A 24,346-nucleotide genomic window follows, 5' to 3' on the forward strand; every position below is an offset into this window, starting at 1 on the left:
GGCAACCTAGCCCCTGTAGAGTTTGAACGGCGCTACGCGCAAAGCGGCTCATGAATGTCTACGGAAGTCTGGCCGGTCCAAAGCGTCCTGGTGCTGGACTCCGGCCCTTGGGCGCACCGGCCAAGCTGCCCGGTCCAATCGACCAACAGGCCGAACTCGCTTCATCGACTAGCCGCAGTCCCTTCAGTCTTCAAGCAGTCGTGCAGCGGGGTTAGCTGTGGCTCCGCCGGCCTGAAAATACCCCACGACACTGGACACCGATCGGTGCTCGGTTAGCTGCATAATTGCTGGAAGCGCTACCCCTTGGCGGCTGGCCTCGGTCACAAACCCTGACCTGAGACTATGTCCACCAAAATCCCCCTCCAGCCCCGCCAGGTGGGCGCGCCGCTGTACGATCTCGCCGACCGCGGCCGGGGATAGGGCAGGGCCGACCCGCTGTTTCCACAGACGACGGAAGATCGCCCCCGGGGTGAGCCCGGAGGCCGCCAGCCAGTCCTGGAGGGCGAGGGCGGCCCGATCGAGCACCGGCTTATCCGGGGTCGAGGACGCGGTAACGCCGGCCTGCTGGGTCTTGCTGTACTCGAGTCGGTAGATGTAGCCCTTGTCACCAATGCGGCGCAGGTCGCGCAGGTCGGCGGCGGCAATCTCGCTGCGCCGGCGCCCGCCGCTGGCAAACCCGAAGCAGAGTAGGGCGCGGTCGCGCAGGCCTTCTAGGCTGTCGTCACAGGTGGCCAGCATGGCTTCCAGTTCGGCCAGGGTGATCGCGGTCTTCTTGCGCGGCCGTTCGCCGCGCTTGACCGCCGCCCGCGCGGCCCGGCTGAGCACGGTGCGGATCGCCGGCTGCTCGCACGGGTTGGCCAGCTGCTTGAGTCGGTGCGCGGTTGACAGCACGGCGACTCGGTGGCGGACGGTGCTCAGCGTCCACGGGCCCGGCTTGGCTTTCAGGCCGGCCACGACCAGCGCCTGGTCGATCGCCGGCGGCAGCTCCCACGCCAGCTCGCCCTCAGCGCTACGGCGCGTGACATGGTCGACCACGAACTGCAGCACGATCGCCTCGGGCACCGGCAAAACCAGCTCGATGCCGTAACGCGCGGCATGCCATCCAGCCCAGTAGCGCAGCGCGCTGGCGTAGCTGCGGGTGGTGTTGGCGGCGGCCGCTTCGGCCAGCAGTTCGCGCACCGCGTCCGCGGCCTGCTGGGCCAGCTGTTCGGGTAGCACCAGGTGCTGGACAGTCGGAGCGAGGGCACTACTAGTGAAATTATCTTTCATAGTGTGTAATGTACACTACGTTTTGGGGCCTTTACCCGCGATAATCATCACTTATCGCGAGTACGTTACCAGTAGAGCAGGGCGCCGGTACAGGAGACTTCGCATGGCCCGCGGCATCACCGAATCTGACGTTCACACCGCCGCCGACGAGCTGGTAGCCAAGGGCGAGCGCCCAACCGTTGAGCGAATCCGGGCTCACTTGGGGACCGGCTCTCCGAACACCGTCACTCGCTGGCTGGAGACGTGGTGGAACCGGCTCGGCACGCGCCTGCAGCCACGGCGTTCGGACTTTGATGACGCACCAGCTGTATTGGCGGAACTGGCTGGGCAATGGTGGGAGCTGGCGCTGAAGCACGCTAGGGAGGCGACTCTTCGAGAGTTCGCAGAGACTGAGCTGTCACTGGCTACCCAACGTGATGCACTGGATGCCAGGTCACGAGTTGTGGCTGATGAACTGAGTCAAATGCGCTCAGAGCGGGCCGCCGCTATCGCCGGCGAACGCCTTGCTAGTACGCAAGCTACAGAACTGGAGCGGCTGGTCGATCAGCTGCGCCTGCAGATCTCAGAGCTCACGGAGCAGCGGGATCTCGAGCTTCGGAGAGCCGATCGATCTGAGGCAGCAAGACAGCAACTTGATGCCCGGCTTAATGAAACGCTGGAAACGGCGAAATCTGAGCGAGAGGACTGGACCGAGCACGTCAGATCTGTCGAGAATCGAACGCTCAGCGAAGTGGATCGATCTCGCCAGGAGGCGAAAGATCTCCAGACTCAACTCAACAATCAGGCTAAAGCCCAGAGGGCAATTGAGGAGCAGCTACGCAAGGAGCTGCATGCAGCCCAATCTGCAGCCATCTCGGCCGGTCAAGCCACTGATGTTCTCCGGGGCAGATGCGAGGCCCTTGAGCAGCAACTCAGCAGCCTGCGAGAACTTCCGGCGCAGCTGGACGCAGCCTTTAAGCGGAACGCACCGAAGGAGGCGGCCCCAACGTCGCGCGCACGGCGGCAGAGCCCGAAGTCGACGTGAGCGTAACCGCCCAGGGGTTCTCGAAGAGATGCATCAATCTTCTGCAGCTTTCCGACGTATCCTGGCCGCATCGATTCTCGCCTGCACACGCGCCACCACTTGATCGTGAGGAATCGCCGGTCGTGTATCGGCAATGGCGCGCTCAATTTTTTCACGGAGCCACTGGTTGTAGCTCTCGGCCACTTCAGGTGACTCAGATTCGGAACTGCCGGAATTGGTCTTGACCATGGAAAGAGCGTACTCCAACTGTCTGATGCATAGAATCACAGCAGACCCGGTGGCAGGCTGAGGGAAGCGCCATTAGGAACAAGATCGAAGGCAGCGACAGCGGACACATACTTGCTTACTTAGGATCGTGTCCCTGAGCGCCTCAAAATTCTCAATAGAATCAACAAGGGGCACGATCCTAAGCAAAAGGACAAGAACCAAGAAAACTGACACATTGCCAAGCGGAGCCAACGAACCCGTAGATCCGGGCAATCCAGCATTTCGCATAATGTATATTATGTTCTAAGCCGACTGACCCACCTGTTCCCAGGCCGATCTCCCAGGCTGACGCCCCTGAGTTCGCCTACCTGGCGGGCCACCAATCCCAGGCCCGCCACGGTTAGCCTCGGCCAACGCTGCATCAGCACGCCCGCGCTGTTAAAGCCAGCGATCGTCTCCCGATAGATCTGCCGAGCTCGCACACGCTTTCTCACCCAGATATCGCGCCGGGCAGCAATCAGCTGCTCAGCCTCAGCTGACGCCGGCCCGTCCATCAAATCTGCGCGTCTGGGCTGCAACCGAGCACCCAGATTCTGGCCGCGGGTCCGGCGAACGCAACAGGCCAGTGGCACCAGCAGGTTGGCGTGCATCGCATCAGCAAGCCACTGGGGGTGATGCGGACTTGCCGACGTTACCACTTGGAGCGGCCCACACCCCCCGTCCAAGCGCCCCGCTTCCGCACGCTCTACAGCACCTGGCCCGCAAGCCCGGCGCAAACGCATTACCTCGCCACACCCCCAATCAAGGAAGCTGCATGATGACTCGACTGCTGCACGATCGTTCGCCGCCCTCCCCTTCGCCCACCCCCCTGGCGATTGCCGTAATCAGTTCACTACTGCTGGCAACGGCGTTGCCAGCGATGGCCACTGAATCACTGGATGCCTGGCAGCAGCAGCGCCAATTGCAGGAAGGATGGGCGCAGCCGACGATCAGCAGCGTTACTGTTTCATCCGTTGCCGGCCCCGCCTCGGCGACGCTTGCGCCGGCAGCGGATGCCAGCACTGCCATCCTTGGCAATGCTGGTGATCCAGGAAGCTGGCGCACCGATGAGTTCAAAGCGGACTGGGGTTTGGCTGCCATGGGCGCCGAGTTCGCATACGCTCGCGGCCTGACCGCCAAAGGCGTCCGGCTGGGGGTTTTCGACGATGGCGCCGGCCTTGGACATCCCGAGTTCGCCGGCAAGAACCATCGGAGCATCCGCCTGGCGGGCGTTCTTGCCGATGGCAGCTTGTGCCCGGCAGAAGTGATCGAAGGCCCCAACAGTTGCTTCAGGACCGATGGCGATCAGGTCCAGCTCACCTATCAGACCCTTGAGCCACGATACGCCGCTTTGCTCAATCGAAACAACTATTTTGAAGGGGTCACCTATGGAACACATGGCACCCATGTGTCCGGGACGATCGCTGCCAATCGGGATGGCTCCGGCATGCACGGCGTAGCCTTCGGTGCCGACCTCAGTGTCGCCCGCCTGTTTTCCAACAGTGTGGCGCATCTCAGTGTTTCGCCACGAATGACGCTCGAGCGAAGCTCCAAGTCCGTCAGCGCCCCTACAGCCGCCTTCAGCCAGTTGTACGAGCAGCTCGAACAACAGCAGATTCGGGCTATCAACCACAGTTGGGGGCTTGCTACCGAGCCGAGCACGGCCCAGCAGATGGATATGTATCTGTCGCATACGGTTTTTGCCGACCGGCTGGCCGTGATGGCCACCGCTTCGCGCAGGACCGGCCTCATTCAAGTATGGGCTGCAGGCAATACCGACGCGCCCAATCCATCTCCACAACAGGCGCCGATCGCAGGCATGTACGCCACGCTGCCGCGCGCCCAGAAGGATGTTGAGCCATATTGGCTGGCTGTCGTGAACGTCAATGAAGCCCTGGAGCTGAGCAATCGCTCCATGCGCTGCGGCCTGGCGGCAAACTGGTGCTTGGCAGCACCTGGCACGGCAATTCTTTCCACAACCTATGGCGCCAAAACCAAGCTGGACGCCACGCTCTCCAAGGACAGTGCCGGCAACGTTACGATTGACACGCGGAGCCTGATGCCAGACTACGACTACGTCAAGAAGAGCGGAACCTCGATGGCCGCTCCACACATCACGGGCGCATTGGGCCTGTTGTTCGAGCGCTTCCCCTATCTGGACAACGCGCAGGTACGTGACGTGCTGCTGACAACGGCGCGCGACCTCGGCGCGCCCGGAGTGGACGATGTCTATGGCTGGGGCATGGTCGATCTGCGCAAGGCCATCGAGGGCTATGGCTCGCTGCGCGTGGACACCGACGTGGCAATGAACCAGAAGGCCGGCGGCCTGAAAGTCTGGGAAGGTGACGCCTGGGACGACTGGACCAACGACATCGCAGGCCCCGGCAAGCTGACCAAGTCCGGCATCGGTTGGCTGCGCCTGAGCGGCGACAACAGTTTCAACGGCGCGGTGCTGCGCGAGGGCACGCTGGAGTTGAACGGCAGCAACGCCCTCACCTCGGCAGTCGAGGTGCAGAGCGGCCAGCTCCTGCTCAACGGCACTTTGGCTTCCACTGCACTGAACACCACCGGCGGCGTCAGCACGATCAGCGCCAGCGGCGTACTGAAGGACAGCAACCTGGTGGTCAACGGCGGCGTAGCCTCCTTCAACGGCACGCAGAGCGGCGGCACCACCACCGTCGGCGCCAACGGCCTGCTGAAGGGCATCGGCACGCTCGGCAACACCCGCGTGGACGGTATCATCGCGCCAGGCAATTCCATCGGCACGCTGACCATCAATGGCAACTACGTGCAGGGCGCTGCCGGCATCTATGCGGCTGAGCTTGCACCGGGCAGCCGCAGTGACCAGCTGCACGTCACCGGCACTGCGACGCTGGGCGGAACCTTGCTGGCACTACCCGAGCCGGGTGTGTATTACCTGGGCGAACAGTTCAACGTGCTGCGCGCCGATGGCGGCGTGAGCGGCCAGTTCGCGAAGACCGATTTCAGCGCGTTCTCGCCTTTCCTGCAGTTCAGTGTGGCCTACGCTGCCAATACCACGCGCATCGACGTGGCCCGCGGCGCCCTGCTGGCAACTGCGGCCGGCACTCCGAACCAGCGCGCCGTGGCCGCTGCTGCCGATACCCTCGCGATCAACCAGGGCCTTCCCAAGCCGTTGACCCAGCTGTTCCCTCAGCAGGTGGCTGCCGTACTGGATGGCCTGAGTGGCGAACTGCACGCTGCGACGCCGCTGGCGCTGGTCGAAAGCAGTCGCTATGTGCGTGATGCGGCGCTGTCGCGCCGCGCCGGCGTAGCCGCGCCAGGCGCCGGTGGCAACGACGCCACCGGGGTCTGGGTGCAGGCGATCGGCGGCAACGGCAAGCTGGATGGCAATGCCGAAACGGCACGCACCGAAGCCAACAGCAACGGCCTGCTGGTCGGCATCGACCGCGAGTTCGATGGATGGCAGGTCGGCCTGCTGGCCGGCACCGGCCGCACCGATGTGAAGCAGCAGGATGGCCGGCGTGCAAAGTCGAAGATCGACAACACCCACTTCGGCGCCTACGCCAGCCACAACTGGGGTGGCTTCGGCCTGCGCGGCGGCGTGGCCTGGAGCAAGCACGAAGTGGAAAGCACCCGCGAGGTGGCATTCGCGGGCTTCAGCGACACCTTGAGCGCGCGCTATGACGGCCGCACGCGTCAAGCCTTCCTTGAAGCCGGTTATCGCTTTGGCGGGCCCGAGGGCGGATTGGAGCCGTATCTGCAGGTTGCACGGGTGGAAGTGGACCTGAAGCGCGTCAACGAGCACGGAGGTGCGGCGGCGCTGCGGGGCGAGGTCGACGACACCGGCACCACCGTGGCCACCGCCGGCCTGCGTTTCGACAAGGGACTGAAGGCCTCGTTCCAGCAGGAAAGCTGGCTGCACCTACGCGGTGCGGTGGGCTACCGCCAAGCATCTGGCGACCGCAGCCAGGTGGCCAACCTCGCCTTCGTCAACGGTGGCGCCGCGTTTGCAGTCAGTGGCGCTCCCATTGCTGACAACGCGGTGGTGGCCGAACTGGGCGTGTCGGCATGGCTGAGCCCGCGCCAGCAGTTGGAACTGGGCTACAGCGGCCAGTTCGGCAGTGAAAGCCGCGACCATGGCGCGAACGCGCGGTGGTCGGTACGGTTCTGATTGCAGCACGCCCATTGAGCGGCATTGGGGCGGCCTTACGGCCGCCCCTTTTTTAAGTTCATGGAGGATCCGCTGTCGTTGGCGCGCCCATCGAGCGTGACGCGTCACGTTAATAGGCGCCGCCACACCCGGATTCGGGAGCGCCGCATGCGAAAACAGCAACGAGCGCTTCACGAATATTGCAATGATCAAAGACGCAACAGGCTGCGCTGACGGACCCGCGTAGCGCCATTTCCGACACAGAGCTCCAGCTTTTACCAACTCCGCTCTAGGAAAAGTCTCAAAAATCGAACGTTTTCGATGCTCGACGCGACAGCAGCGCCAGAATGGGCGCCACGCCACTCGGCGCTGACAACACTGCTGCGCATGAACGGATTCCCTGCACCGCGCCGGCTTCGCCTGGCGCTGCTCGATGACCATGACGTCGTCCGCCGCGGCACGGCCTTTCATCTCGGCAACGACAGCCGCTTCGAGATCGTCGCCAGCCACAGTGACAGCCAGGCCTTCGTGCTGGCCCTGCAGCAGTGCCGCGCGGATGTGGCGATCATCGACATCACCCTGGCGCCGGGTGACATCAGCGGCGCCGAGCTCGTCCGGCACCTACGGCAGGCGTTGCCGCGCGTAACGCTGCTTGGCTTCGCCGGGCAGAACTCGGACGCGATCATCAACCACCTGCTGGATGCGGGAATCAGCGGCTTTGTCGGCAAATCCGAGCCTTTGGCTGAACTCTCCGACGCGGTTGTGCGCGTCTCGCAAGGGCTTTGCCGGATACCGCCCTCGTGCAAGTTGCTGACGCCCTGCGATGCACTGAGCCGGAATGAGCGCGAGGTCATCCGACTGGTCCTCGATGGGCTGACCGTCTCGGAAATTGCCCTGCACCGGCACCGCAGCATCAAGACCGTCAGCACGCAGAAGATTGCCGCCCTGCGCAAGCTGGGCCTGCGTAATGACGCGGAGATCTTCGCCATGCGGCAGCAGCTGGAGGCCCTGTGACCGCGCTGTTGAAGCGCCCCCGCAAATCCCTGCTGCTGGCGCTGTTCACTCTGCTTCCCTGCACGTCCGCCGGCGACATCCAGCACGGAGAATGGGCGGCTGGGCGCGAGGTCCGGGTGGCCGCGGGACCCACGCTGCACCCTGCCCCCGAAGATGCTGCCAACACGGAAGTGCTGCAGACGCTGGCGCATGGCTATGCTGCGCTCGTTGCCCACCATTCCGGCCTGGCCTTCGTTGAAGTTCCCTTCCCCAGCACCCTGGCAGCGATGAGTGCCGTCTGCGAGGGACGGGCTGATCTGGTGCTGGTGCAGGGTGCTGGCGATGCGGCGCACCTGCCCTGCCCCAGCCTGGCGCCATCGCGCAGCTTTCATGGCGGCGCGAGCGTGCTCGCCGGCCGCATCGGTGAGCGCTTGCCGCGGCGGGTTGCCGATGCCGGCACGCTGCGGATCGCTGCCGTTGACGGCGGCCCCTATCCGGCGTGGCTGGCCGAGCACTATCCCGCAGTGCCCGTGCTGCCCCAGCCCAGCATGCGGGCGGCATTGGCTGCGGTGGATGCTGGCATTGCCGACGCAGCGATCGGCCTGGAATCCACCGCGCGTGCGATGACGCGGCGCTACTTTTCCCACAGCCTGCGCCTGCAAGTGCTCGACGCCAGTTTTCCGACCCAGCTGCACCTGCTTGCCAGGCGCGAAGACCAGGAGCTGCTTGCGCGCATCGAGGCAGCACTGGATGACATCACCATCGAAGAACATGCCCAGCTGCTGCAGCGCTGGGCCCAGCAGGCGTTGCCAACCGCGTTCGGCCAGCATGTCCGCAAAGGCTTCGATGACGCCGCGCTCTGGCTGCTGCCAGCCACCGCCCTTCTGCTGACGCTTCCGTTGCTGGCCGTGCGCAGATTGCGCCAGCAGCAGGACCGCGATCGGAATCAGGCGCAGATGACAGGCATGATCAGCCATGAGGTACGCAATTCCGCCCAGGCCGTCATGGCGTCAATCGACCTGCTGGACCAGGCGCCGCTGCCGGCCAGCCAGCGCGAACTGGTGGCCGCCGCTGCCAATGCGGGCCACACACTGCGCGGACTGCTCAATCGCACATTGGATTTCTCCCGCCTCGCCAGCGGCACTTTCCAGCCGAAGCTGATGCCCTGCGACGTTCCCGCAATCTGCACGCAGGCACTGCAGGCCATCGCGCCTCAGGCGCAGAAGAAGGCACTGACCCTGCAGCTGTGCGTGCCGCAGACGCCGTTCCCGCTGCTGGCGACAGACCCGGACTGCCTGCGGCAACTGCTCGACAACCTGCTCGGCAATGCCGTCAAGTTCACCGATGTAGGCGGCATTGAACTGCGCCTGCAGCTGGACGCACCAGCAAAGCCCGCAGCATTGCTGATGGAAGTCATCGACAGCGGCATCGGCATCACGCCAGCGCAGATGGCTGGGCTGTTCGAGCCCTTCCAGCAGGCCGACGCGGGCAGGCAGCGCGGTGGCAGCGGGCTGGGCCTGTCCATCTGCCGCACGCTGGCCGAAGCCATGGGCGGCACTCTGGATGTTCATAGCGTGCATGGACGTGTCAGCCGCTTCATGCTGCATCTGCCCGTGCAGCCGGTGCAGGAAGGTGCGCAGGACGCTTCAACAGCGGCCGCCCTGCCCCGGCTGGACGGCATGCGCATCCTGCTGGTCGAGGACCACGCGCTGAACCGACAGGTCATTGCAGCCCAGCTGCGGTGCTGGGGCGCGACGGTGCAGGAGGCTGCCAACGCCGGCGATGCATTGGCACTGCAGAAGGAGGTGCCCTGCCCGCTGGTGATGCTGGATATCGGCCTGCCGGGAATGGATGGCTACTCGCTGGCCCGGCAATTGCGGCTGCATGAGGCAGAAGGAGCGCCTCGTGCCCGGCTGCTTGCGCTTTCCGCCTTCAGCGGCGGCGACCACGCACTACGCTGCCAGGCGGCCGGCATCGACGCGGTGCTGGTCAAGCCGCTGCAGATCGATGCGCTGCTGGATGCGCTGGGTCAGCCTGTAACCGCCAGTACCAGCGAGGACATTGCCCACGAACTGGTGGCCGCGTACGAAGAAGATATCGATCACGAACTGCAATGCCTGCATGAAGCGATCGGTCATTGCGATGCCGTGCGGCTGCGCCATCACGCGCATCGACTGCAAGGGGCGCTGCAGATGCTCGGCGCGGGCGGCATGGCGGCACTTACCGGTGAGCTCTGGGAGTTGGGCGACTGCGTGCCACCCAGGTGGGACGATGCGCGCCAGGTACTGGCCGAGATGCAACGCTGGCGCGGCTCCCGGGGTGCGGGAACCGCGCCGGCGGCCTGAAATCAGGCGGCGTTGCGGCCCGCCTGGCGGCGGGTCAGGTCGTTGAAGCGACCCAGCGACATCAGGTGCTGGTGGATCAGCGCCAGCCAGCCGTTGCGGTGCCATTCGACGACGGTCGCGTCCGGAAGCGCGATGAACTTCTCCACGTCGACCACGAAGAAGCCGTTGAGGTTGAACTCGCGACCATCGGGCAGGCGCACGGTTGCATTGCGCTCGACCAGCAGGCCGTTGTCGACCAGCGCCTTGGAGAACGCCTGGGTCTGTTCGTGTTCGCGGGTGAACTGGCCGCAGAACTCGAGTGCCTGCTGAACCATGTCGGTGGCCTTGCCATCGACAAACAGCGGCTGGCCTTCTTCGCCGCCACGGACAACGCGCGGGCTGTCTTCGTCGATGCCGAGCAGGAAGTCATTGTCCGCGCCGGTATCGATGAAGATGAAGGGATGGCGGCGCAGGTAGGCCGGGATGTAGGTCTCGTCGTCCCACAGGCCATCGGTGATGAACAGGTTATCGGTGGTCACACCCACGGCGGCCATCGGCACCGCACTCGGGCCTGCGAACAGGATCGGGAAGTGGTGCAGCGCCAGCGAGAATTCGCCCAGCACCAGCGGGATCGAGTTGCTGCTGGCAGCGAATTCGAGCTTGCCCGGCAGGATGCGCAGATCGGCGTGCAGGTCTGCCTGCAGCGGCACCGGACGGGTGTAGAACAAGGGCGCGCTGCTCGGCGCAGCTTCGGTGGTGGTGTCGCTGGTGGTGGTCATCGTGGAAACCATGTCGATCATGCGCGCCTGCCATCCCGGGCGCGCCAGCGGGAACAACCTGAATCCCGCATTATCAACAAGGCAGGTGACAACGGCCACCCCGCGGCCGACTTATTTCAGCTGCAACGGGTAACGCTGCCACAGAACGTGGACCAGGAAGCCGGCCAGTTCGGTGTCGCGCGCACTGACCGCCGCGCGGATCTTGTCCAGCAGGACCATGTCGCTGCAGTGCCGCACATCAGCGTGATTGGCCTGCCCTGCGCGCCGCGCCCGATAGCGCGCGGCCCGCTGCGCGTCGCTCATTGCGTACCCGAACTTGGGCGGCCGGCCGCGTTTGCGCGGCAGGGTCAGCTCCAGGGTTCCGGGATCATTGTCATCACGCATGGGCAGGTCGCGGGCGGCGGCAAGCAACGGGGGGTGCGCAATTTATCGTGAGGCATCACTTTAATCCAGCTTTTTCTGCAGTTTTGTTGCAATGCAGTGCAATTGCGTGGTGCACAGATGGCAATCATCCACGCATGGCGTGGATACGGCCCCGCCAATACAAGATCGGTAGATCCACGCCATGCGTGGATACGGACCCCACCAGCACACAAAAAAAGGGAGCCCGCGAACGGGCTCCCCTGCTCCTTCCTTACGACGCACGCACCGGCTCGTAGCCATGCAGATGCGATTCGCTGCTGGCGCGTCCCTGGCTCAGCGAACGCAGCGAGGTCGTGTAACCGACCAGCTGCGCCAGCGGCGCGAAGCCACTGACTTCGGCGCGACCGTCCTGGTCGTCGATGCGGGCGATACGGCCATGACGACGATTCAGATCGCCCACCACGTCACCCACCGAGGCCGACGGCGAATGCACCGTCACCGCCATCACAGGCTCCAGCAGCTGCGTACCGCTGGCCGCCAGCGCGGCCTTGATGCCCTCGCTGCCGGCGCGATGGAACGCCATCTCCGACGAATCCTTCGCGTGGGTCTGGCCATCCACCAGGCTGACCTCGATGCCGACCACCGGATGGCCCTGGGGACCTTCCGACAGCGCGGCACGAACGCCCTTCTCCACCGCAGCGATGAAGTTGCGCGGGACCACGCCACCAACGATGCGGTCATTGAACACGACCTCGCCGTCGTCGCGCGGCGCCACATCCAGCACCACGTGCGCGAACTGGCCCTGGCCACCAGTCTGCTTGACCAATCGGCCAACCACACCTTCGACGGCACGCTGCGGCGTCTCCTGGTACGCCACGCGCGGCGCACCAATGCCGATGTCCAGCTTCCACTCGCTGCGCAGGCGTTCGACCATCACTTCCAGGTGCAGCTCGCCCATTCCCCAGGCCAGGGTTTCACCGGTGTCGCGATCGGTCTCCACCCGGAACGAGGGGTCTTCCTGGGCCAGGCTGGCCAGACCTTGCGCCAACCGGATCAGATCAGCCGCACGCGCCGGCTCCAGCCGCCACGCCAGCACCGGGGCCTGCGCCTGGATGCTCTCCAGAAGCAACGGCTGCCCTCGCCCGCTCAGCGTTTCACCGCTGACCGCATCCTTCCAGCCCAGCACCGCAACGATGTCGCCGGCCACGGCCTGCCCGATGTCCTGGGTCTGGTCGGCCTGCACGCGTACCAGCCGGCTGATGCGGCGCCCTTGCGGGTGCTGCGAGCTGGCTACGTTGTCGCCCACCTTCAAGGTGCCCGAGTACAGCCGCACGAAACTCAACGCGCCGTGCTGCTGGTGGGTGATCTTGAACAGCAGGCCCGCCAACGGGCCGTCCGGGTCCGGCGGCAGCAGGACGTCGCCACCCTCGCTTTCAGCGGTAACGGCAGGACGATCCAGCGGCGACGGCAGGTAATCGACCACTGCATCCAGCAGCGTTTCGACGCCCTTGTCCTTGAAGGCGGCCCCGGCCAGCACCGGCACGCCGGCACCAGACAGGGTCGCGCGACGGATCGCTGCGCGCAGCATCGCCGCGTCGATGTCACGGCCTTCCAGCCATGCCGTTGCCAGCACATCGTCATGGTCGGCCACGGCCTCGACCAGCGCATTGCGCTGTGGCCGCCATTGCGCGCGCTCGGCATCGCTCCAGGCCGTCACCGTCGCTGCGCCTCCGTCCTGCCAATGCAGCACGCGGCCATCGACCAGGTCGACCCAGCCATGGAAGTCACCTTCGCTACCCAGCGGAATACCCAGCGCCCACGGTCGCGCCCGCAGCTTGTCCTGCAGCTGCTCGAGCACGCGCTCGAACGAGGCGCCGATGCGGTCCATCTTGTTGACGAACGCAATCAACGGCACGCCATGCCGGCGCGCCTGGCGCCACACGGTTTCCGACTGCGGCTGCACCCCGTCCACGGCCGAGAACACGGCCACGGCACCGTCGAGCACGCGCAGCGAGCGCTCGACCTCGATGGCGAAGTCGATGTGGCCGGGGGTATCGATCAGGGTCAGCTGGTGCAGCGGCAGATCGCGCGGCGCCCATTGCGCGTGCACGGCAGCAGCGCCGATGGTGATGCCACGTTCGCGTTCGATCGTCGAGAAGTCGGTGGTCGCGTTGCCATCGTGCACTTCGCCGACGCGGTGGATCTCGCCGGTCTTCCACAGAAGGCGTTCGGTAAGCGTGGTTTTGCCAGCGTCGATGTGGGCAATGATGCCGAGGTTGCGAAGACGCGACAGAGTCTGGGTGTTGGTGTTCATAAGAAAGGTTCCTGCTGGGCCAACTTCGGGGGCCGCACACCCCGGTTGGCTACAGGGTGTGCGGCTGGCGTTCGGTCTCGGCGATCTGGTGCATGGCACGTTCTCCTTGCGGTGGAGCGGGTTGAGGGATGGAAGGCAGAAACGAAAAGAGCGCCCCGGAGGGCGCTCTGTGGATGGTCCAGCGAAGGCCGCGATCAGCGGCCTCGTGGGGCTCCAGGCAGACACGCCCGTTCCGCGCTTGCGCGGGTCAGGGTGAAAAACTTCAGGAGCGGCATCCGGTTCATGCGGCGCATTCTAGACCTGTCAGTCTGGCGCGCAAGTGAATATTGCGCACATATATGGAACGATGAGCCCCAAGGTAGAGCCACCCCATGGGTGGCTGCTACGCAGGCCAACAGGCGCCTTACTTGCAGTCGTGCAGACGGCGGGCATCACCCACGGTCCCCGCCTGCTGCTCGACGGTCGACACCCACCCCTTCAGGGACATTGCCGGGTCGGTGCGCGGCTTGCGCGGACCGCCATGGATCAGCACTTCGGTCCAGCTGCCGGTTACTGGCAATCTCACCCCATGGCACATGGCGCCTCATGCCGTTTCGCCGCCACTTACTTGGTGAGGTCTGGCTTGGCCAGACAAGCCATCGTCGCAAGGATGTCGCTAAAGCCCCGCCGCAAAGCCTGCCTGCGGATCAGTCGCTTGGACGTCGCAACAGCGCAAAGATCCGTGCAACCACGCTTTTCTCGGGCAGATGGCAGACCTGGATCTGCGCACAAGGCTACAAGCACTTGCCTGGGCGACCAGGCGCACCCAATGATTTCGTACGCCACCTGCGCAAGCACCCGAAGATCGATCCCGAGAAGCAAACGGCCTGACTTTGAATATCCTCGCCCTAATACTGACATCGACCAACCTCATTCACATCTTCACCACCGGACCGGAATTTGTCCGAGAGAATCCAAACAACTTCCACTGCAACCAGCCTGATGTAATCGCGAAAGCAGTGGAAAAAATAAGATCCGAAGCCCGGGATCGCATGTATGTAGAGGGACTATCCCAACTTTCAACGCCCCGCAGATCAACCGACGACCTGGAGGAATTGGTTGATTCGATTCCAATCGATCTCAGAGTCACCCAGACCAAAGCCTCAGAAAGCGCCTTTGCGCTCATCGAGTGTGAAGCCACGATAGAGTTTGAAATTCCGGATCACACCATGAATGTGATACGCAGGGATCAACGCTCCAAGGACGTCACGACACGCGGCCACGCGCAACTCACCGACAAGGGCATTATCTGGGGCAATTTTAGATTCGGGGTTGAATTTGACGGAAGGAGGCCAGCCATTGTCGAGCTGTCTGGCCTGCAATTTCCACAAGTCCTACTGTCAACCATTGCGATCACGATAGCGGACAGCGACACCATCCTTGAGCGTCGCCTGGCAGTGGTCGCTGCCGATTTCTACATTGTGGATAAAGACCTCAACTCCTTCTGGAGGGCGCTCTCGACACAGCAGCGCCTACGCATGCGGAGGTCGCAGCGCGAGTGGATTGTCGAGAAGGTGAGAACCTGCAGCGATGTTGATGGAAAAGGTTACGCGTCCCTGCCGATCGCTGAGAAAATTGACGTTCTCAATTGCCATCGCAGATGACAGAGGAGCGACTGACACTCCTTTACAACTAACCGCGCCTCAAGACTGAATATTTTGAGTTCCCCCAACGCCCTTACTTGCAGTCGTGCAGACGGCGGGCATCACCCACGGTCGCCGCCTGCTGCTCGACGGTCGACACCCACCCCTTCAGGGACATTGCCGGGTCGGTGCGCGGCTTGCGCGGACCGCCATGGATCAGCACTTCGGTCCAGCTGCCGGTGGGCGCCAGTTCGGCCAGGCGCGCCGCCTGGTCTTCATCGGTACTGAAGGTGTCGCCCGGCGCGGACGGCTTTGCGTTGTTGACCGTCGCCTGCTTGCGAACGCGCACACGCAGGGCGCCGTCCGGCATGCGCTGGGTGGCCACTTCGTAGCGCTCCACGCCGTAGGCCCACGTGGATTCACCGGGGCGACGCGTCTCGGTGCCGTCATCGGCCACTTCGATCGACTCGCCGGTGACCGCGCCCAGCGCAGCAATGCCGCCGAAGCCGGCCATCATCGCCTCGTACGCCACCATCTGCCGCTGTTCGACCGACAGCTTGCTGGCGTCGGGCTTCATCCCAGGCAGATTGAGGTAGGCCGCTTTCTTGCACAACAGCAGCACACGCTTGTCCTCCCAGGCCATGCCGATCTCACCATTGCCGAAGTACTCGGTGGTGAACGATGAAACCGCTGCACCCTCGCCGGTCGAATGCCGTGTCTCAATCAGCGACGCCTGCTCGGATGCAGTCATCAACGAAACCTTGGTGGTCGCAGCGGCGTTTGCAGCGCCGACAACGCCGATCAAGGCGACAAACAGGGCGCAACGCGGGCGGGAGAGATTCATCAAGCCATTCCTTTGAAAAAATCGAGCCGCACATGATACGCGGCACAGCCTGGCATGCCCGCTTCGCCTCAGGTAACCACCACCAACGGCACACCGCGGCGCGGATGCTGCAGCACCACCACGTCCTGTTGGTAGACGCGCTGCAGGTTGGCTTCAGTCAACACCTCCGAAGGCGTGCCGTCAGCCGCCACCCTGCCCTGTTCCAGCAGCACGATGCGATCGGAGTACCCGGCCGCCAGGTTGAGGTCATGCAGCACCACGATCACGCACGCGCCAGCTTCGGCGCAGGCGCGCACGCTGCGCAGGGTGCGCTCCTGGTGACGCAGATCCAGTGCAGCCGTGGGTTCATCCAGCAACAGCAACGGCGTGTCCTGCGCCAGCACGCGGGCGAAGGTGGTCCGCGCCGATTCACCGCCCGACAGCTGCTGCACTTCGCGCAGGCGCAGCACCTGCAGTTCGGCAGCATCGATCGCGCTTTCCACCTGCGCATCGTCCACCTGCGGATCCGGCGGATGCGGCAGGCGCCCCATCGCCACGACTTCTTCCACGCTGAAGGCGAAGCGCACGCCGTGCTCCTGCGGCATCACCGCACGTTCGCGCGCAAGTGGCCCGGCTTTGTAGTCGCGCAACGGGCGTCCGTGCAGATGCACGTCGCCACCGTCGGCGCGCAGATCGCCGGCCGCCACACCCAGCAGGGTCGACTTGCCGGCACCATTGGGCCCCACCAGCGCGGTCACCGTGCCCGGCTGGAACGCAAGGGTGATGCCATGCAGGATCTCGCGCTGCTGGCGGCGCACCACCACATCGCGCAATTGCAGAAATGCGCTCATGCGGCCGCCTTGCGACGCTGCTGCAGCACCAGCCACAGGAAGAACGGCGCGCCCAGCGCGGCCGAGAACAGGCCCAGTGGAATCTCAGCAGGCGGGTCCAATGTGCGCGCAGCCGTGTCGGCCACCACGATCAACAGCGCACCCAGCAGGCCCGATAACGGCAGCAGCCAGCGATGACCAGGGCCGACCAGCAACCGCGCCACATGCGGCACCACCAGGCCGACGAAGCTGATCGAACCGGCGAACGCCACCGCAGAACCGACCAGCAGCGCACTGAACGCCACCAGCAGGCGCCGTGTACGTGCCACATCCAGCCCCAGGTGCTGAGCCTGACGCTCACCCAGCGCCAGCATGTCCAGCGGCGTGGCCAAGCGCTGCAGCGCGAACGCACCGATGGCAAACAGCGGCAGCACCGCCACCACATCAGCCCAGTTCGCCCGCGCCAACGAGCCCATCTGCCAGAACACCAGCGATTGAAGCTCGCTTTCGTTGGCGATGTAGGTCAGGAAGCCGATCAGGGCCGAGCAGAATGCGGCCATCGCAATACCCACCAGCAACAGCGTGGCATTGCCGCTGCCCTTGCCCGGCCGTGCCAGCGCGTAGGTCAACCCGATCGCGGCGGCACCGCCTCCGAATGCCGCCACCGGCACCAGCCAGCCGGCTGCGCCTGCCGCACCGAGCACGATCGCCGCTACCGCGCCCAACGCAGCGCCCTGACTGACGCCGACGATGCCCGGATCGGCCAGCGGATTGCCGAACAGTCCCTGCAGGCTGGCGCCGGCCATCGCCAGCGCCGCCCCCACCATGGCACCCAGCAGTGCACGCGGAATGCGCAGCTGCCACACCACGGCCAGGTCACGGCTGCTGACCGACTGCGGATCGAGCAGGCCCAGCTTCACCGCCAACGCCTGCATCACTTCCAGCGGCGGCAGCCGCAGCGGCCCCACGGCAAACGACGCCAGCACCGCACCCAGCAGCGCGACCAGCGCAATCAACAACATCGTCCGCCCGCGACGGCGGCGCCGATCCGCAGGACTCATGCCTTCGGCAGCGCCGCCAGCGCCTGGGCCAGAGCCAACGCGCCCGCACCGGAACCGATGCTGGCGTACTTCAGCTGCGCATCCGGCATCACCCAGACCCGGTTGGCCTGTCCGGCCGGGGTCTGCTTCAGCGTCGGGTAGGCCTTCCACAGGCCCTCGGCGCCACCGAACAATTTCAGGTCATGCTCGGTCACCAGAATTACCTCCGGTGCCGCCGCGACCACGCCTTCGTTGCTCAGCTGCGAATAGTTGGCCACGCCGGCCTCGGTGCCGATGTTGATGCCGCCTGCCAGCGCGATCAGCTTGGCCGACGCGCTATCGGCACCGGCCACGGTCGGTGAACCGCCTGCACCCGTCGCCGACACATGGATCACCCGCGGCGCATGCGCCAGGCCCTTGCCGATCGCCGCCGCCTCGTCCAGCTGTCGCTGCACCTGCGTGGCCAGGGTCTGCCCTGCATCGGCCACGCCGAGCACGGCGGCAATCTTGCGCACCTTGTCCGGTGCCGGCTGCAGGTCATCAATCACTACCGCAGGCTCGCCCACTTCGCGCAGCTTCTTTGCCAGCTCGGTGTGGCGGCGCAGGCTGTTGCCGATGAACAGCGAGCCCTGCAGGCTCAGCACGCCTTCCACGCCGGTCGTGCGGTTGAACAGGAACTGATGCGGCGCAGCCAGGCCTGCCTCGGTGGTGGTGTTGGTCGGCGCGGCGAACACCTGCTTGCCCAGTCCCAGCGCTTCGATCACCGCGATGATGTCGTCGCCGCCGGCAATGATCCGGCTGGTGTCGTCCACCTCCACACCGGCACCATCGTCGGACTGGACCTTGGTCGGCAACACCGCCTGCTGTCCCGGCAGGGTCGGCACGTCATTGCCCGCCACCCGCTGCCAGCCTGCGGGCAGTGCCCCTGCCTCGGCGGTGGCGGTGGCCGGCGCTGCTGTGTCGGGGTTGCCCGAAGACGGCGGTGCCTTGTCGCCACAGGCGGCCAGCACCAATGAAACGGCAAACGGGAGCGCGCACAGGCGCAGGCGGGAAGCGATGTTCATGCAGGTTCTCCTTGCTGGCAGGGCGACGGGGTGCCGCCCTGCCCTGTGGCTTACGGCTGGCGCAGGCTGATGCGGGTGATGCGGTCACCCTTCGGATCTTCAGCGCCACGCGACTTGTTCACGGCGAAGACATTGCCCTTGCCATCGGCGCGGACGTGGTTCGGGAAGGTGCCGCCATCGAGGTTGCCGACCACCTTGCCATCGCGATCAACGGCGGTGACCGTACCGGCGCCGCGGTTGGTGACGTAGGCCAGGCCGCTCTTCGCATCGAAGGCCACGTTCAGTGCGCCGGCACCGACCGGCACGTCGTGCACGACCTTGCCGCTGGCCACGTCGACGATCAGCAGGTTGTCGGTACCCTGCGAGGCTACGTAGAGACGGTTGCGCTGGGCATCGAAGGCCACGCCCGAGGCGCTGATCGAATTGCCCAGGTCGATGACCTTGTCGACCTTGCCGCTGGCCACATCGATCACCGCTGCTTCCGGCGTACCGATGCTGACCGTAAACAGCTTGCCGCTGGGCTCATCCAGCACCAGGCTCATCGGCACGAACTTTTCGTCGTCCACGCCGGAGGCCAGGGCGATCGGCTCCAGTGCCTTCAGCGTCTTCGCGTCGAACACCGACAGGTGGTCTTCGCCAGCGGCCGAGGCGAACACCTTGCCGTGCGTGCTGTCGACCACGACGTCGCGGGCGTGCGGCACGGTGCCGACCGGGAACTGGTGGACCAGCGACAGATCCGCCTGGCGATAGACGGCCACGGTGTCCTGGCGGGTGTTGCTGACCCAGACGTTGCCATTGGCATCATCCACGCCCACGCCGTACACCGCGAACACCGCACCGTTGGTGCTGCCCGGCACCTGCGCCGGGGTGATGGCCTTGGTCACCTTCAGCGACTTCGGGTCCAGCTTCAGCAGCTGCGACTGGGTGACCGGCGGGCGACCGACGGCCGAGGTCACGAACACTGCGTTGCTGGCGGCGCTGTAGGCCGACTGGTACAGGCCCGGTACCAGCTTGTTGGACTGAGTGGCGAACTGCGCTTGCCCCGACAGCGGCAACTGCGGCGACACGCGCAGCTTCAGCACGGTTGCGGCGGCCGGCTGGCTGGCGCGCACCACCACCGGGTGGGTGCCCGGCACCGCGTCGGCCGGAATGGCCAGCTGGGTCTTGAAGTTGCCATCGGCATCGACCACCACCGGCTGGCTGTTGAGCACGGTATCGCCACGCAGCAGGCTGACCTGCTGGCCCGGCACGAAGCCGCGGCCGGTGACGTCGGCGGTGCTGCCGGGAACCACGTTCTCACCGCGTGAGACAACCTGGCCCTTGAAGGTGGCGTTGGCCGGCTGGTCGAACACCGGCTGCGCGGTGGCGGTGACTGCCAGCAGCAGGCCGGCAGCCAGGGAAGTGAGACGGAAAGACGGACGGAACGACATGGAAGGCTCCTTGCACACGTAGGCCGCGCCTCGTGGCGCGGGATTCATCGGTTGCCTTGGCCGCTGCACATCGACAGTCCGCCTGGGTAGTGGGGTCGCACGGCATTGCCATGCGAGGGATTCATTCGGCGGCGTTGTCACCACCGGTTGGCTGGCCGTGACCGGCGCTGCGATCGGTCACGCCGTACAGCTCATGCAGGGCTGCGTGGAAGGACGCGGGCAGCATCGGGCCGTGGCCGAGGCCGGGGAACTCGCGGTACTGCACGCTCAGCCCCGGCACCTGGCCCAGACGTTCGGCCAGCTGCATCGCCGCATCCGGGGTGGCGCCACCAATGCGGCGCAGATGCGCGACCACGCGCGGATTGTTCATATCGCGTTTGCCGCGGTCGCCGACGCGCTCGGCACCGCCGAGCATCAGCCACACCTTCGCGGGCTGACCGTGTGCGTTCTGCACGAACTGCTGCTCGACGTCGCCCAGCGGCGCACCCTGGCTCCACCACAACGACGGACTGGCGCTGAGGTAGTACTGGAAGGCGGCCGGACGGGTGTACAAGCTGCTGAGCACGAACAGACCGCCCAACGAGTGGCCCCACAGCGCCTGCTGCTGGTGATCGATAGTGGCGCGGCGCTCGACTTCAGGCTTGATGCGGCGCTCGATCATGTCCAGGAACGCCGCTGCGCCGCCGCCGACGGCCTGGGTCTTGCCGCTTTCATCATCGGCACGATCGATCCACGCGGTGTAGTCGCGGGTGCGCGAGGCCGAATCGATGCGCAGATCGTTGTCGTAGCCGATCAGCACCAGCACCGGCGGCGCCTTGCGTGTAGCCAGTTCGGCCAGCAATGGCTGGTCCAGCACCATCGCCACGGCATTACCGTCCAGCGCGTACAACACCGGCGATGGCGCCTTGGACGCCTTCGCCGGGATCGCGACGTTCACCCGCCAGCGGCGTTGCTGGTCGGGGCTGTCGATCACGAAACGCTCGAAACGATAGCTGGCCGCCGGTGCGTCGAGCACGGTCTTGCCCATCTTCTGCAGCGGATTGCGTTGCTGCGCGTATGCGTACGGGGTAGCCAGGAGCAGGCCCATCATCAAGGCGGCCAGGCCGGATAGCAGCGGGCCACGGCGCGGAGGCAGGACGGAAGACTTCATCAATGACGGCGAAAGCGGCACGCGGCCACCGGTTCACAAGGGACCGCAGTCTACCTTAAACGCGAATGATTATCACATCGATCAAACGTCACGCTGTGTATCACGCGCGCACCAGTCCGTGCGCCAGCGCTTGCGCCGGAAGTCCGGGTTCATCTACTTTTCCTGCCATCGGGGCGCAGGAATCGCCCCGCCCTCGCGGGTGCCTGCGTGCCCCCCGCCCATCAGCTCCACAACCCCCTTGGGATCGGATCCCATGATTGTGAGAACACCTTGAAGCACAAAGCACTGATCGCACTTGCCGTTGGCCTCCTCGCTCCGCTGGCCGGCCACGCCGCGCCAAGCCTTGCCGGGCTGTATTCGGCCTATGAAGAGGCTGGCTATTCCTCTCTCGGACTGGAAGAGCTCAACCAGACCGTGCAGTTCACGGCCGTGAGCCTGGGCGCCTCCAGCAACCTGCAGGGCGAACCGGTCCTGGAAGCTGGCGACGAAGATGGCCAGGTGCTGGCCCGCCTGACCGCTTCCGATGACGAGCAGAACGCCAAGCTCGCAGCGATGGAGGAAGGCGTTTCCTTCACCGCCAGCTGCACGCTGCAGTTCAGCTCGGGATCGGACTACCTGGCGCTGGGCGACTGCATTCTGCAGTAACCAGCCCGGCACCGCTGACAGCAGCGCAGAAACGACGAAGCCGGCTCAGAGCCGGCTTCGTTGCATGAGGCGACGTTGGCAACCTCAGGGACCAGTGGGCACCGGACCATACAGGTTGTCCTGCGGCGTACCCGGCAGCAGCGCGAACACCAGGATCACCAGGCCACCCATCGGCACCAGCGCCAGCAGGTACAGCCAGCCCGACTGGTTGCAGTCATGCAGGCGGCGCACGGTCACTGCGACAAGCGGCACGATCGTGGCCAGCCAGAGCAGACCCACCAGCGCCAGCGCCCCGATCGTGATCCCGGCCATCCAGCTGGAATCGGCTTCCAGGACGAGGCCAGCCACGAGCGCCACCGTCAACGCGATCACGCCTACCGCGGTTGCTGCCAGCAACAGGAACAGCTGGAACATCCAGTACTCGCGGCGGTTGGCGCGCCCCTCGAACTGGGCATAGCGCTTCAACGGCAGAATCATTTCCTGCACGGCATCGTTCCTTGAAAAACAGGGCCGCGCAGTCTGCCAAATGCTGGCGGGCGGGGCAATGAGAAACCTTGCATGAAGCGAACCGGGCTATGCGCCCTTGGCCGCCCTCGCCGCCTCGCGCTCAGCGCGCAGCCGGTCCAGCTTTTCCTTCAGCTTGATTTCCAGCCCGCGCGGCACCGGGTTGTAGTACACCCGCTCGCCCATCGCATCCGGGAAACCGGTCTGGTCCAGCGCGATGCCACCCTCGGCGTCGTGGTCATACTGGTACTCGGCGCCGTAACCCAGCTCCTTCATCAGCTTGGTCGGTGCATTGCGCAGGTGCAGCGGCACTTCTTCGGTACCGCTGTCGCGCACATCGGCCTTGGCCTGGTTGAAGGCGGCATAGCCGGCATTCGACTTGGCGGTGCTGGCCAGGTACAGCACCAGCTGGGCGAAGGCGAGCTCGCCTTCCGGGCTGCCCAGCCGCTCGTAGATGTCCCACGCCTCCAGCGCCATGCTCTGCGCGCGCGGGTCGGCCAGACCGATGTCTTCGATCGCCATACGGGTCAGTCGCCGTGCCAGATACGACGGATCACAGCCACCATCGAGCATGCGCGTGAGCCAGTACAACGCGGCGTCGGGATTGGAGCTGCGCACGGACTTGTGCAGCGCCGATATCTGGTCGTAGAACTGCTCGCCGCCCTTGTCGAAGCGACGGGTACGGTCAGCCAGCACCTGGGTGAGGGTCTGCGGGGTGATGCGACCACCCTCCCCGCCCGCCAGTTCGGCGGCGATTTCCAGCAGGGTCAGCGCACGGCGCACGTCGCCATCGGCGGCAGTGGCAATCTCCAGCAGCAGCTCCGGCGCAACCTCGATGTGTTCCTCGCCAAGGCCACGCTCACGATCGCCCAACGCACGTTCCAGTGCTTCAACGATGTCGGTCGGCGAGACGCCTTCCAGCACGTGCACGCGGCAACGCGACAGCAGCGCGGAGTTCAGCTCGAACGACGGGTTCTCGGTGGTGGCGCCGACGAACAGAATGGTGCCGCGCTCGATATGCGGCAGGAACGCATCCTGCTGCGCCTTGTTGAAGCGATGCACTTCGTCGACGAACAGCACCGTGCGACGGCCCTCGGCGAAGCGCTGCGCGGCTTCGGCCAGTACCTGGCGCACCTCAGGCAGGCCGGACAGCACCGCGGAAATGGCACGGAATTCGGCGTCGGAGTATTCAGCCAGCAGCAACGCCAGCGTGGTCTTGCCGCAACCGGGCGGCCCCCACAGGATCATCGAATGCACGCGACCGGATTCGACCGCGCGACGCAGCGCGCTTTCCGGCGCCAGCAGACGCTTCTGCCCGACCATTTCGTCCAGGGTGCGGGGGCGCATGCGCTCGGCCAGCGGGCGCATGTGTTCCCGATCGACACTCAGCAGATCGGGACCGGGGAATGAAGTGGAGCGATGTCTTGGCACGTGGTCATTGTACCGCGAGAGCGTGCCAACCAAGGTTGGCACCTACCAGGGGCGGTAGCGCCGGGCCCTGCCCGGCGGACCATGAACGGTAGTGCCGGCCGCTGGCCGGCAACCTCGGAAACTGTCGGAAATGGGCCGTAACCGCCGAAGCAAATCCAATGGTAAGCCACTGATTCAACGAGGCTTACCTCTCCTCAGCACCACGCGCCGTCTCCAACAACCGAGAATTCGGAACTCAACCATCCAGGACCTACGCGTGCGCGATCCCGAATCCAATGTCCTTGAGTTCGTTGCCGGCTGCGCTGTCGACGCGGACATCTACTACCTGGCTGCCGCCCTCGGCCCAGGTCATGAGTACTACGA

The 24,346-nt window shown here is 65.2% G+C and carries 21 protein-coding genes; 7 read left to right on the plus strand and 14 right to left on the minus strand.

Features of this window, described 5'->3' with window-relative positions; translation table 11 throughout:
* Nucleotides 1-183: 183 nt before the first annotated feature.
* Complete coding sequence (locus DBR20_RS17470) at nucleotides 184-1,269, minus strand: tyrosine-type recombinase/integrase (RefSeq protein WP_108267256.1); 1,086 nt, start codon at nucleotides 1,267-1,269, stop codon at nucleotides 184-186.
* Nucleotides 1,270-1,372: 103 nt separating this feature from the next.
* Here DBR20_RS17470 and DBR20_RS17475 point away from each other — a divergent pair, with 103 nt between their 5' ends.
* Nucleotides 1,373-2,293, plus strand: coding sequence for a DNA-binding protein (locus DBR20_RS17475; RefSeq protein WP_108267258.1), 921 nt, complete (start codon nucleotides 1,373-1,375; stop codon nucleotides 2,291-2,293).
* A gap of 33 nt (nucleotides 2,294-2,326) precedes the next feature.
* Here DBR20_RS17475 and DBR20_RS17480 read toward each other — a convergent pair whose 3' ends face one another.
* A complete protein-coding gene (locus DBR20_RS17480) occupies nucleotides 2,327-2,521 on the minus strand; it encodes an antitoxin (protein WP_108267280.1) in 195 nt (64 codons plus the stop codon).
* 796 nt (nucleotides 2,522-3,317) lie between these two features.
* Here DBR20_RS17480 and DBR20_RS17485 point away from each other — a divergent pair.
* From DBR20_RS17485 to DBR20_RS17495, 3 genes are all read left to right on the plus strand, one after another.
* Nucleotides 3,318-6,692 (plus strand): autotransporter serine protease, encoded by a 3,375-nt coding sequence (locus DBR20_RS17485; RefSeq protein WP_108267282.1) that lies wholly within the window; start codon nucleotides 3,318-3,320, stop codon nucleotides 6,690-6,692.
* Nucleotides 6,693-6,992: 300 nt separating this feature from the next.
* Nucleotides 6,993-7,685, plus strand: coding sequence for a response regulator transcription factor (locus tag DBR20_RS17490; RefSeq protein WP_308812622.1), 693 nt, complete (start codon nucleotides 6,993-6,995; stop codon nucleotides 7,683-7,685).
* The gene (locus DBR20_RS17495; protein ID WP_258223415.1) at nucleotides 7,682-10,009 is read left to right on the plus strand and encodes an ATP-binding protein; all 2,328 of its coding nucleotides are present in this window, start codon (nucleotides 7,682-7,684) and stop codon (nucleotides 10,007-10,009) included. Before DBR20_RS17490 ends, DBR20_RS17495 begins: the two co-directional genes overlap by 4 nt.
* Before the next feature lie 2 nt (nucleotides 10,010-10,011).
* Here DBR20_RS17495 and DBR20_RS17500 read toward each other — a convergent pair whose 3' ends face one another.
* The 4 genes from DBR20_RS17500 to DBR20_RS22200 form a co-directional block, all read right to left on the minus strand.
* Complete coding sequence (locus DBR20_RS17500) at nucleotides 10,012-10,767, minus strand: SapC family protein (protein WP_100554115.1); 756 nt, start codon at nucleotides 10,765-10,767, stop codon at nucleotides 10,012-10,014.
* Between the two features lie 111 nt (nucleotides 10,768-10,878).
* A complete protein-coding gene (locus DBR20_RS17505) occupies nucleotides 10,879-11,151 on the minus strand; it encodes a hypothetical protein (protein WP_025877210.1) in 273 nt (90 codons plus the stop codon).
* Nucleotides 11,152-11,401: 250 nt separating this feature from the next.
* Nucleotides 11,402-13,444 carry an elongation factor G gene (fusA, locus tag DBR20_RS17510; protein ID WP_108267262.1) on the minus strand — a complete coding sequence of 681 codons (2,043 nt, stop codon included), beginning with the start codon at nucleotides 13,442-13,444 and terminating at the stop codon, nucleotides 11,402-11,404.
* Between the two features lie 403 nt (nucleotides 13,445-13,847).
* Nucleotides 13,848-14,009, minus strand: a complete 162-nt coding sequence (locus DBR20_RS22200) for a hypothetical protein (protein ID WP_181393119.1) — start codon at nucleotides 14,007-14,009, stop codon at nucleotides 13,848-13,850.
* A gap of 20 nt (nucleotides 14,010-14,029) precedes the next feature.
* Here DBR20_RS22200 and DBR20_RS21960 point away from each other — a divergent pair, with 20 nt between their 5' ends.
* Together DBR20_RS21960 and DBR20_RS17515 are read left to right on the plus strand one after the other, a co-directional pair.
* Nucleotides 14,030-14,314 carry a hypothetical protein gene (locus DBR20_RS21960; RefSeq protein ID WP_146187046.1) on the plus strand — a complete coding sequence of 95 codons (285 nt, stop codon included), beginning with the start codon at nucleotides 14,030-14,032 and terminating at the stop codon, nucleotides 14,312-14,314.
* A 2-nt stretch (nucleotides 14,315-14,316) separates the two neighbouring features.
* Nucleotides 14,317-15,087, plus strand: a complete 771-nt coding sequence (locus DBR20_RS17515) for a DUF1311 domain-containing protein (protein ID WP_146187047.1) — start codon at nucleotides 14,317-14,319, stop codon at nucleotides 15,085-15,087.
* 73 nt (nucleotides 15,088-15,160) lie between these two features.
* Here the strand turns inward: DBR20_RS17515 and DBR20_RS17520 are convergent, their stop codons facing one another.
* The 6 genes from DBR20_RS17520 to DBR20_RS17545 all read right to left on the minus strand — a co-directional run bounded on the left by DBR20_RS17520 (nucleotide 15,161) and on the right by DBR20_RS17545 (nucleotide 21,403).
* Nucleotides 15,161-15,910: a hypothetical protein gene (locus DBR20_RS17520; RefSeq protein WP_108267266.1), complete on the minus strand. Its 750-nt coding sequence runs from the start codon at nucleotides 15,908-15,910 to the stop codon at nucleotides 15,161-15,163.
* 68 nt (nucleotides 15,911-15,978) lie between these two features.
* The gene (locus DBR20_RS17525; RefSeq protein ID WP_108267268.1) at nucleotides 15,979-16,740 is read right to left on the minus strand and encodes a heme ABC transporter ATP-binding protein; all 762 of its coding nucleotides are present in this window, start codon (nucleotides 16,738-16,740) and stop codon (nucleotides 15,979-15,981) included.
* Complete coding sequence (locus tag DBR20_RS17530; RefSeq protein ID WP_089241109.1) at nucleotides 16,737-17,780, minus strand: iron ABC transporter permease; 1,044 nt, start codon at nucleotides 17,778-17,780, stop codon at nucleotides 16,737-16,739. The genes DBR20_RS17525 and DBR20_RS17530 overlap by 4 nt, the downstream gene beginning before the upstream one ends.
* The gene (locus tag DBR20_RS17535) at nucleotides 17,777-18,823 is read right to left on the minus strand and encodes an ABC transporter substrate-binding protein (protein WP_108267270.1); all 1,047 of its coding nucleotides are present in this window, start codon (nucleotides 18,821-18,823) and stop codon (nucleotides 17,777-17,779) included. Before DBR20_RS17535 ends, DBR20_RS17530 begins: the two co-directional genes overlap by 4 nt.
* Before the next feature lie 50 nt (nucleotides 18,824-18,873).
* Entirely contained in the window at nucleotides 18,874-20,253 is a 1,380-nt protein-coding gene (locus tag DBR20_RS17540) for an ATP-binding protein (protein ID WP_108267272.1), read from the minus strand.
* Nucleotides 20,254-20,374: 121 nt separating this feature from the next.
* A complete protein-coding gene (locus DBR20_RS17545) occupies nucleotides 20,375-21,403 on the minus strand; it encodes an alpha/beta hydrolase-fold protein (RefSeq protein ID WP_108267274.1) in 1,029 nt (342 codons plus the stop codon).
* Nucleotides 21,404-21,673: 270 nt separating this feature from the next.
* Between DBR20_RS17545 and DBR20_RS17550 the strand changes: the two genes are divergently transcribed.
* The gene (locus tag DBR20_RS17550) at nucleotides 21,674-22,048 is read left to right on the plus strand and encodes a hypothetical protein (protein ID WP_108267276.1); all 375 of its coding nucleotides are present in this window, start codon (nucleotides 21,674-21,676) and stop codon (nucleotides 22,046-22,048) included.
* 84 nt (nucleotides 22,049-22,132) lie between these two features.
* On the opposite strand, the gene DBR20_RS17555 is transcribed toward DBR20_RS17550, so the two are convergent.
* Both DBR20_RS17555 and DBR20_RS17560 read right to left on the minus strand, forming a co-directional pair.
* Entirely contained in the window at nucleotides 22,133-22,534 is a 402-nt protein-coding gene (locus DBR20_RS17555; RefSeq protein WP_108267278.1) for a DUF805 domain-containing protein, read from the minus strand.
* Between the two features lie 87 nt (nucleotides 22,535-22,621).
* Complete coding sequence (locus tag DBR20_RS17560; RefSeq protein ID WP_223880159.1) at nucleotides 22,622-23,920, minus strand: replication-associated recombination protein A; 1,299 nt, start codon at nucleotides 23,918-23,920, stop codon at nucleotides 22,622-22,624.
* Nucleotides 23,921-24,346 lie beyond the last annotated feature (426 nt).

Origin of the sequence: Stenotrophomonas sp. HMWF023, from assembly GCF_003060985.1 — a bacterium.
GTDB classification, from domain to species: domain Bacteria; phylum Pseudomonadota; class Gammaproteobacteria; order Xanthomonadales; family Xanthomonadaceae; genus Stenotrophomonas; species Stenotrophomonas lactitubi.

Excerpts from the sequence above, each read along its gene's own strand:
- DBR20_RS17470 (WP_108267256.1), bottom strand. The coding sequence starts at position 1,269 with ATGAAAGATAATTTCACTAGTAGTGCCCTCGCTCCGACTGTCCAGCAC.
- DBR20_RS17475 (WP_108267258.1), top strand. The coding sequence starts at position 1,373 with ATGGCCCGCGGCATCACCGAATCTGACGTTCACACCGCCGCCGACGAG.
- DBR20_RS17480 (WP_108267280.1), bottom strand. The coding sequence starts at position 2,521 with ATGGTCAAGACCAATTCCGGCAGTTCCGAATCTGAGTCACCTGAAGTG.
- DBR20_RS17485 (WP_108267282.1), top strand. The coding sequence starts at position 3,318 with ATGACTCGACTGCTGCACGATCGTTCGCCGCCCTCCCCTTCGCCCACC.
- DBR20_RS17490 (WP_308812622.1), top strand. The coding sequence starts at position 6,993 with ATGCTCGACGCGACAGCAGCGCCAGAATGGGCGCCACGCCACTCGGCG.
- DBR20_RS17500 (WP_100554115.1), bottom strand. The coding sequence starts at position 10,767 with ATGACCACCACCAGCGACACCACCACCGAAGCTGCGCCGAGCAGCGCG.
- DBR20_RS17505 (WP_025877210.1), bottom strand. The coding sequence starts at position 11,151 with ATGCGTGATGACAATGATCCCGGAACCCTGGAGCTGACCCTGCCGCGC.
- fusA (WP_108267262.1), bottom strand. The coding sequence starts at position 13,444 with ATGAACACCAACACCCAGACTCTGTCGCGTCTTCGCAACCTCGGCATC.
- DBR20_RS21960 (WP_146187046.1), top strand. The coding sequence starts at position 14,030 with ATGCCGTTTCGCCGCCACTTACTTGGTGAGGTCTGGCTTGGCCAGACA.
- DBR20_RS17520 (WP_108267266.1), bottom strand. The coding sequence starts at position 15,910 with ATGAATCTCTCCCGCCCGCGTTGCGCCCTGTTTGTCGCCTTGATCGGC.
- DBR20_RS17525 (WP_108267268.1), bottom strand. The coding sequence starts at position 16,740 with ATGAGCGCATTTCTGCAATTGCGCGATGTGGTGGTGCGCCGCCAGCAG.
- DBR20_RS17530 (WP_089241109.1), bottom strand. The coding sequence starts at position 17,780 with ATGAGTCCTGCGGATCGGCGCCGCCGTCGCGGGCGGACGATGTTGTTG.
- DBR20_RS17535 (WP_108267270.1), bottom strand. The coding sequence starts at position 18,823 with ATGAACATCGCTTCCCGCCTGCGCCTGTGCGCGCTCCCGTTTGCCGTT.
- DBR20_RS17540 (WP_108267272.1), bottom strand. The coding sequence starts at position 20,253 with ATGTCGTTCCGTCCGTCTTTCCGTCTCACTTCCCTGGCTGCCGGCCTG.
- DBR20_RS17545 (WP_108267274.1), bottom strand. The coding sequence starts at position 21,403 with ATGAAGTCTTCCGTCCTGCCTCCGCGCCGTGGCCCGCTGCTATCCGGC.
- DBR20_RS17560 (WP_223880159.1), bottom strand. The coding sequence starts at position 23,920 with ATGCGCCCGCTGGCCGAGCGCATGCGCCCCCGCACCCTGGACGAAATG.